The sequence below is a fragment of the Pseudoalteromonas sp. G5_S1_54_S4 genome (assembly GCF_054968565.1).
Map to the genome: position 1 here is coordinate 1 of NZ_JBQKUL010000080.1, position 8,128 is coordinate 8,128.

Annotated in this window: 7 protein-coding genes; 5 read left to right on the top strand and 2 right to left on the bottom strand. The window is 36.6% G+C overall.

The features are described 5' to 3' along the window. Positions 1-601: 601 nt before the first annotated feature. From ACTRWE_RS18405 to ACTRWE_RS18420, 4 genes are all read left to right on the top strand, one after another. On the top strand, positions 602-802 hold the full coding sequence (locus ACTRWE_RS18405) for a helix-turn-helix transcriptional regulator (RefSeq protein ID WP_033032042.1): 201 nt from the start codon (positions 602-604) through the stop codon (positions 800-802). Between the two features lie 29 nt (positions 803-831). Further along, positions 832-1,626: a replication initiator protein A gene (locus ACTRWE_RS18410; protein ID WP_462880456.1), complete on the top strand. Its 795-nt coding sequence runs from the start codon at positions 832-834 to the stop codon at positions 1,624-1,626. Between the two features lie 241 nt (positions 1,627-1,867). After that, complete coding sequence (locus ACTRWE_RS18415) at positions 1,868-2,797, top strand: hypothetical protein (protein WP_411737061.1); 930 nt, start codon at positions 1,868-1,870, stop codon at positions 2,795-2,797. 12 nt (positions 2,798-2,809) lie between these two features. After that, on the top strand, positions 2,810-3,373 hold the full coding sequence (locus ACTRWE_RS18420) for a hypothetical protein (protein ID WP_411737060.1): 564 nt from the start codon (positions 2,810-2,812) through the stop codon (positions 3,371-3,373). A 497-nt stretch (positions 3,374-3,870) separates the two neighbouring features. Here ACTRWE_RS18420 and ACTRWE_RS18425 read toward each other — a convergent pair whose 3' ends face one another. Beyond that, a complete protein-coding gene (locus ACTRWE_RS18425; RefSeq protein ID WP_462880457.1) occupies positions 3,871-5,187 on the bottom strand; it encodes a tyrosine-type recombinase/integrase in 1,317 nt (438 codons plus the stop codon). A gap of 470 nt (positions 5,188-5,657) precedes the next feature. On the opposite strand from ACTRWE_RS18425, the gene ACTRWE_RS18430 reads away from it, so the two are divergent. Beyond that, complete coding sequence (locus tag ACTRWE_RS18430; RefSeq protein WP_462880458.1) at positions 5,658-7,535, top strand: methyl-accepting chemotaxis protein; 1,878 nt, start codon at positions 5,658-5,660, stop codon at positions 7,533-7,535. 86 nt (positions 7,536-7,621) lie between these two features. Here the strand turns inward: ACTRWE_RS18430 and ACTRWE_RS18435 are convergent, their stop codons facing one another. Further along, positions 7,622-7,951, bottom strand: coding sequence for a 5-carboxymethyl-2-hydroxymuconate Delta-isomerase (locus tag ACTRWE_RS18435; protein ID WP_013465979.1), 330 nt, complete (start codon positions 7,949-7,951; stop codon positions 7,622-7,624). Positions 7,952-8,128: the final 177 nt, after the last annotated feature.

Genomic DNA, 8,128 nt, shown 5'->3' on the forward strand with positions numbered 1-8,128 from the left:
GAAACAACAAAATATTAGTGAGTGGATTATTGCTTTGTGTAATTGGGAAGGATCTTTTCTATACTCAAGTACAAAGCATTAGCTGAGATTGCAGTTATGACATTATACGAATGGTTTCAAATGTGGGTTTTAATGGTATTAGCGATTCGCGCTACTCGTCGTTACGACAAGTTGAAAAATGACCTTTTTGCAGCAATTAAAGAAGGCAGGATTTAAACATGGCTCCTTTGTTAGTTGGTTGCGCTTTGATTCTAAGTCTTGTGATCTTCTTCGCTGTTTTGTTTCATTTCAAATGTAAATGATATTGCATAGAACCTCTCCAAAAGCCTACCTAAAAAGGTTATCAAGCAAATTTTTTTTGTAGGCCTTTTTACTAGCTAACTCCAAATCTAAAAAATAATACATATAAAAATCAGTTGCTTAATTTTATTGATAACTAAATTAAGTTACTTTTCCTCTAAACTGTCAAAAACCCCCCGAAAGTTACCCCTGTTTTTCAAGGACAAGCTTCTTACCACTTAATTACCATTGTCGCTCAACTAATTAATAATGTGTTGAGCTAATAATTGAGCTCAACGCTTACGCTTTGAGGTCAATAATAATGGAAAAGGTATTTTATCGTTCAGAAGAAGTAGCCGACTTACTTTTTATCAGCAAACAAGCTCTTTTTAATCAAATCTCTAAGAACAAACAAGGCTGTGGAAATTATCCATTACCACCGCATATTAAAATTGGCGCTCGATTACTTTTCCCTGTTGAAGATTTTCACAACTGGTTAGCTTCTCAACCAAGAAACAAGTAACGCAAGCTATGGCGTATTTCGAATGCAAAATGAAGTATATGACTTTAAGGTCAGATATTTTCTCTATGTTTTGGCCTATATATGCTTTGGATGGAAAGTCAAAAGATTGTGTTGAGTTCGAGTATAGAGGTGTTTCTTTAGCTATAACCCCGAGTAAATTCGGGCGGGCAACAGTCAAAGATAAAGAAGTGATCATCTATTGCTTAAGCCATTTAATGGCCGCGCAAAATATGAAAATTGAGATTAATCGAAAAGTATTGCTTTGTCGTTACGACTTTTTAAAAACAACAAATAGAGGTACTTCGGGAAAAGAATATACAATCCTTGATAACGCTTTGAAACGTTTAAAGGGTACAAGGTTTACTACTGATGCCACTATATCTGATATTAAGATTCCTGAAAATACATCCATGATTGAGGAATTTAGAAAAGTCCAAATAAACGAAAGTGTTTATTGGGAAATAACCTTACCAGAGTGGTTATTTGCAGTGGTTCAGAATAGAAAAGTGCTTAAACTAGACGATGGCTACTTTAACCTGAAACCGTTTGAGCGTCGGCTTTATGAAGTATGCAAAAAGTGCTGTGGACGAAAGCCAAGTTATGAATTTCCGATAGATAACATGAAAAAAAGAATTGGGGTTAAGCTTACAACCTCTCAATTTAAAAGGCGCTTAAGGCGTTGCCGAAGGTTGCTAGGGCTAGGAATTCTATTCGATGAGAAAGATGTTCTAATTTTTAATTTAACCGCAGGAGGAAGCGTTTTATTTAAGGAAAGGGCCAAAGAGCTTGGAATAGAATTTAAGGAAGGTGCAGGTGAAAATTAATTGATGCTTCACCTAGTTAGTAATAGTTTGGAGTACTAAATTGTAAGTGGTAAATTTACGCTTGATCTAAATAAGGAGTAGCTGACAGGTTTCCAAGTTGAGAATAAACCAATCATTTTTGATACTTAACCTGAGTAATACACAAGTTTTTGTTAGTGTGCATCAAATCTAGTAAGACTATCAGTTAGCGTGATATGATTTTGAGTAATATCTTAAACTTACCTAAATTTGACTATCGATAATGGCTAAAACATACGAACAAGAGCAACATGCTTTAACCCCATACAGCTTTCGAGTTTATAATAAGTCGCTTGATGGCGACAGGGATAAGCGTTACAGCAACTTAAACCAAATATCAGGTAAGTTTGATTTATTTAAAATGCTTGAGACTTTCATCAAGACCCACTCTAAGGATTACAAGATTGCAGAGGAGACTCAGCAAGTGTATTGCTTTAGTGATATTAAGGTCGACGCTGCAAATCGTGAAGTGTGGGGGTGGTTTAATGTCGGGGTTTACGGGATGAAGACGGACATTATCAATATCAACACGCAAAAGGTCGATTTTGAAAAAGCAAAGGACAATGCAGAAATCATCAAACACTATGTACACTTCCGTATACCTTTAAATGTTGATGAAGGTATGGCATTCCTACATACTTATCGAGGCAATGGAATCAAGACATTATTTCATGACTTATTCGGAGCTTACTTTAAGCAGCAAGCGAATCTTGTTTTGCAAATGAATCCTTTAGCCTATGATAGTGCTATAAATGCATGGTTGGATGCGCAAGCTAAAGAGATAAGACTGACTAAGTTTGTTGGTGTTAATGACGTCGCTGATAAATTAAATAAGTTGGGTCATCACGAGCAGGAGCTTATTATCAAACCACCAAGGAAAGGTAATCTCGGTCGACTAAGAGATTTTTTCAATAAAGATAATGAACATTATGAAGCAGTTGTTGAGCTAATAGGGTTTGGTAATCAGGTCAAAACTGTTGTAGAAATGAACGGTAAACAGCGAACCTTCAATGTTGGGCATAATAGCTCAAACGCTATGTGCGAGATTGAGTTAGATGAGAATGTTGTAATGAACGAAGGTGTGCCAGACTTTAATTCAATGAATCGATGGGTTGTGAAAATCGCAAATGAATACGCTCAAACGATGTACTAATGGATCTTTATTATGAGTTCTAAGATAAATGTTTTCGAGATAATCTCGGGGCACTGGAAAACACTACAGCACAATGGAACTAAGAAGGTAAGCAAGAGTGATATTTTTACCTTCTTGTTGCTACCTTTGCTTTTGGCGATATTGACCGTTGTTTTTGAGTTCAAATTTACAACTGACTTAACATCTCTGCTAGTAAACTTTGGTGCCATTTTCACTGCGTTATTGCTAAGTGTCCTCGTACTGGTATATGACCAAAGTACCAAGCTGGAAGAAAAATCAGATGAGGCAAAGAAAGCGGACGTTAGTTATAGTACGAAGCGTACGATTCTAGACCAGTTGTACTTCAATATTTGTTATTCAATGATAGCTTCTGTAACGTTAGTTGTTGCTTGCTTTATCGAGTCGATCTGTAGAGGCAAAGTAAAGACCATTACATTACCATTAGAAGACCCTGTGTCTTTCTGTATTGATGTGAACACCTACTTTGCAACTCCGCTAGTGGCGTTTGTTACTGTAAACTTGATCTTTACTATATTAATGATTGTTAAGAGAATGCATGCATTATTAACAAATTAAATAGTTCGATAAGTGTGGCATATAGCCAGTTCTCATAACTGATTTTTCAAACATGAAGTAATTAGCTGTGATACTGGCTTTTTTCGTTAGTAGAGCGAGTAGTTCTTCCTTTTGCCTATCAATGTTTTTCATATTTAAGTTAATTTACATTTTTAATTAAGTTGAGCTCAGTCGTATACCATAATGAATATAGTATCGTACTTTTAATTATGGACAGACACGTACCTTTGATACGGAGTATCGTACTTTTAATCCTTAAACTATCGTACCTTTGATCATTTACTATCGTACTTTTAATACTATTTTATCGTACCTTTGGTTACCAAAATTGGTTCTAAGTTTTTGGTCTAAAATGATTTTTATGCACTAATCTTTAAACGTAATTAAATAAATAAAAGAAACCGATTTTTCACATTCTTTTAGCGAGTTTTAGTCTGTGGGCAATTTGCTTGTAATTAGATAGTCTTCACTAAATACCCTCTGTGAAAGTGCTGTAATTAACTTAATAAAGTGCTCATCAGCTCAACTTTTTGTTCCTTAGTTAAGTTTGCTAACAGACTTTTCATTTCACTCATTTTATTTTCTGGCTCTAGCTCAATCAAGCCTGCATATTTGGCTATTGTTTCTGTTACTTTTTCTGCGGGCTCTTTGAGCTCCTCAGCGGTTAAAATTAAATAGCCAGCAGTTACATCACTTTTATCTGTAATATGGTTTAGAAGGCGCTTCAGGAGGTATCCTGACACTCCACTACTCTCAGCCATAGATGTAAATGTGCGGCGCAAATCATGCGAAGTGATTTTTACTCCTGCAATTTGGCATACATGTTTCAACGTCTTTTTAGGATCAGTCAGGTAGCCTTTTTTACTATTTGTACCAAACACATAGTCAGATACCTTATATTCTTTTCGTCGATTAAATATCTCAACTAATCGATCTGTAATAGGGAACTCGACATCTAAGCCATTTTTTGTATCTTCTAAAATGAATATCCTATCTTCAAGGTGTACTTGTGACCATGGGAGTTGCAGTAGCTCAGACCTCCTCAGGCCTGAAAATGTCAAAAATTCCAGGTAATCACAAAAACCGACACGGCTATTCTGACGATATTTGGCAGCTTCATTTCTAACTTCATATAATGCATCTACAAAAGGTTTTAGCTGTGAACGGCGCAGCCGTCTTGTTTTACGTTTTATATTATTCCAACTACGTTTTTCAGAAATAGCAGCTACAGGATTTTCTGGAAATAGTGAGCGACCTTCTGAAGATTTGTATTCAGCCTTGGCAAAGTTAAACAAAGCACGCAGTAGGCGCATGGTACCGTTTGCTTGAGCAGGGCTTCTTGAGGTTATTTCTCGTTGGCGTTTTAAAATCATTGTTTGATTAATATCGGCTAGGCGCTTGTTATGCCAGTCTGGTAAATAGCAGTTTATTTTTTGGTGGTAACCTCTTTCAGTTATAGGTTTAAGATCTCTAGATTCGATGTATGAATCAAAGGCTTCTTTAAGGGTAATTGAAGCCGCTCTAAATTGGCGCTTAAGGTCGTTTGGGTTTATACCCTCAGCAATATCTGCCATTACTTTACGAGCCATTCGCCTTGCATCATCAAGTGTAATTGATGGAAAATACCCAAGGGTGACACTAATAGGTGTGCCTCGTCCTGGTATCTTTTTATAAACTCTAAATGATTTTCTACCAGCTACGCCCACATCTAAAATGAGTCCTGACAATAGATTGTCATAATAACGAGTGCGTTTTCCGTTTGATTCTATCTTTTCAAGCGACAATTCTGTGAAGCGAAATTTTGTGTCTGACATCTAGTGCTACCTCTGTGCTACTTTGAACGCAAAATTTAACGTTCTGAAATACATAATGATTTATGCATCAGAGGTAGGGTTTATTCAATAACCCTATGATATAGCTATAAAAATTAGTAAATAATTATATCAAAAAGTAACTCGTAGTAAGTCCTTGTTTTACAACTCATAATCGTTAGGTCCCCAGTTCGAGTCTGGGAGGGGCCACCACTTTTCAAAGCTTTCCAAGTAAATAGAAACTCACCTTCCTAGTTTATAAAACTTCATTTCTATTACTTCTATTGTATTTTTATCAGCGCACTGATTTTTTTATTAATTTTATTGAATACATTGCAATAAACACAGTTGAATCTACTATTAAAGTGTTATGGGATTTTATTATAAAAATCTTTATTTTATGACCTTTAATGTCGCTACTGTTAATTGTGTGCAGTATATAAAATACCGCTTTGTTACCCCTTAGGTGCTCTATGTTATTAAAACGAAAAGTATACCTTAGCCTTATTTTGGCTGTTGTTGCTCCTTTAGCAATATCTACTCTAATATTTTCAAATAGTATTCGCTCAAATACAGAAGAAAAACTAGCCAAAGTAGATTTACCAACAGCGCTTAGTGAAGTGAAAAGCCAAATCGAATTAGAGTTATCGACTCCTATTATTGTTGGCAAAGAAATAGCGCAAAACTTATTTGTGCAACAATGGATGAATAATAATGAAGATGCGCAAAGCCGAGGTAAATTCATTGATTACCTCAAACATATAAAAAATAAAAACCAAGCCAGTAACGCATACATTATTTCTAAAAACTCCCGCAATTATTACACCGATGAAGGTATTTCTAGGCAAATAGACAGTAGTGATACTTGGTTTGATGCTTTTTTAGCATCGGATAGACCATTTGAAGTAGCGCTCGACATAGATAAAGGCAGCTCTGAGGTGATGGTATTTATTAATTATGCCATTGAGCTTGATGGGCAACGACAAGGAATTGCCGGAATTGGCCGTTCGCTCGATTCTATGGTGGATCTCATAAGTGAATATAGAATAGGAGAGGGCGGCATTGTTTATTTGGTCTCTGGTAGTGGTGAGATTATGCTGCATGGTAATAAAACTAAAATTGGGCAATCTGTTGACTTGGCGCCGATTAAAAATGGGGCAATTCAAAGTAAAGTAATTGATGGTGATGACTATGTTGTCTCAAGTACGCCAGTAAATTCATTAGGTTGGCATCTAGTCGCTGAAATTCCCCAAGAGCAATTATATGGCGCAATTAATACTGCTATTAATACTAATATCATTTTTGGTGTAATTATTGCGCTTGTAGGTTTAGCGTTAGCACGCGTGTTAGTAGGGCAAATATTTAGGCCAATCGAAAACATTACTGCAGCAGTGAATGCGTTAACAGAAAAAGATGGCGATTTAACAGCGCGACTTCCTACTGATGATAATAATGAAATTTCAGACTTAGCGGTTAAGTTTAATCTGTTTTTAGAGCAGTTACATTATATGTTCAAACAGGTTTCTGAGTCGGCAATTCATGTTAAAGGTATTTCCCAAGATGTGCTTGAGCAAGTGCAAGGTGCGGCAAATTTAGCTGAAGTGCAATCATCGAGTACGCAAACGGTGGCGGCAGCCGTTAATGAGATGGAGGTTACGGTTCAGGATATTTCTGGTAGTGCCAGTAATGCGGCAGATATTGCTACTAAAACCGAAGAAACGACGCACAAAGGGGTTGAATTTGTGCAAAGCACGATTAAACAAATGGAACAACTGGAAGCGTCAATGGCCAATTCTGTGGCCTCGGTGTTAGAGCTTTCGACAGAGATTAAATCAATTTCTCATGTATTAGATGTAATTAAAGGGATTTCCGAGCAAACTAACTTATTGGCGTTAAATGCGGCTATTGAGGCGGCGAGAGCGGGTGAGCAGGGCCGTGGCTTTGCGGTAGTTGCTGACGAAGTAAGAACGCTTGCGCAACGTACCGCGGAGTCTACGGAGCAAATAAATGAGATGATTGATTCGTTAAATGCTAAAGCGTCAAGCACGGTAACAGCGATTGAATTGGGCAGCAAAAACACCCTAGAAAATGCCGAGCGCTTAAAAGAAACCGGCCATACATTAAATGGTATTTCACAGGAAATTGTACTACTAAGCGAGTTAAACAACTCAGTGGCTACTGCAACGCGAGAGCAAACACTAGCAACCTCAGAAATTAGCCAAAATATTGTGATGATTTCCGATTCGGCAGAGCAAACCAAAGAAAATATGAAAAAGTCAGAGCAGCTTTGTAACGGTTTAAATAAAGAATCGAATATTTTAAGGGATTTACTGGGTAAGTTTACGCTTTAAACACGATTTAATTAAAAAATCAGTTGAGCGAGGAAACCATCATAGTTATAGAGTTCTCGCCTATAACTATGATGTTGTAATGGCGGTTAGTTTTTACGGTAAATCTCGTGATCCATTTCGTAAATATTTACGCTTAAACTGTCAGAGGCTCTGCAATACGTTTGCAAGCAGGCTAGTAATTGCTCACTTAGTAGTTGCTTTTGCTCAATGGAACGCCCAGCCATAATATGCACCGCAATATGAATAAACCCTTCTTTACCCACACCTAACTGATAATGCTGATAAGCAATAGCGCGAGTCTTTATTGTTTCTAAATCAAATAAGCCACTTTCAAATGTTGTTGTATGGATTTTTTCCACAAGAACTTGAGGTAGTAAAGGCAGATCTTCTGAGTGTTCAATAATAATGTGCGGCATTTAACGTATCCTCTTTAGATTGGTTTATTTAATTATACCAAACGGGTTTGTACACGCTAACCCCATAACGCTTAATTTTTAAAAATGTGGCTTGAACATATTTTTAGCAATAAACTATTTAAGCAATTACAAGACCTGTAGCGTGTTTAATTTTAGATTTATTATGGTAAATATTTT